This window comes from Stenotrophomonas sp. SrG, from assembly GCF_050031795.1.
In the GTDB taxonomy this organism is placed as follows: domain Bacteria; phylum Pseudomonadota; class Gammaproteobacteria; order Xanthomonadales; family Xanthomonadaceae; genus Stenotrophomonas; species Stenotrophomonas rhizophila_A.
The window spans coordinates 1-245 of the sequence record NZ_JBNBBE010000795.1 but is presented as its reverse complement, the minus strand read 5'-3'; the positions used below and the strand labels follow the sequence as shown (position 1 = coordinate 245).

Sequence of the window (245 nt, the reverse complement as noted above, 5' to 3'; positions counted from 1 at the left end):
GCGACACGTGGTGGTGCATCAGCACCGCCACGGTTTTAGCGCTTGCCATGGCCCAGTTCCTTCTACCACTGGTGGTAGTAGTGTTCGGTGGCTTCAGTGGGCCCGGTCGGGGTGAAGCGGTGCGCGCTGCGCATCCAGTCCCACCCGGCCTGGCCCATCTGCCGGCGGCGCGCCGGCTGCTCGACCAGGGTCTGCAGCGCGCGGGTGAGCGCGGCCTGGTCGCCGCGCGGGGCGAGCAGGGCATG

The 245-nt window shown here is 71.0% G+C and carries 1 protein-coding gene; it reads right to left on the bottom strand.

The window, feature by feature from the left end; all coding sequences use genetic code 11:
* Nucleotides 1-62 precede the first annotated feature (62 nt).
* The coding region (locus tag ACQG3P_RS21740; protein WP_426806209.1) for a glycosyltransferase at nt 63-245 on the bottom strand (183 nt) is incomplete at its 5' end.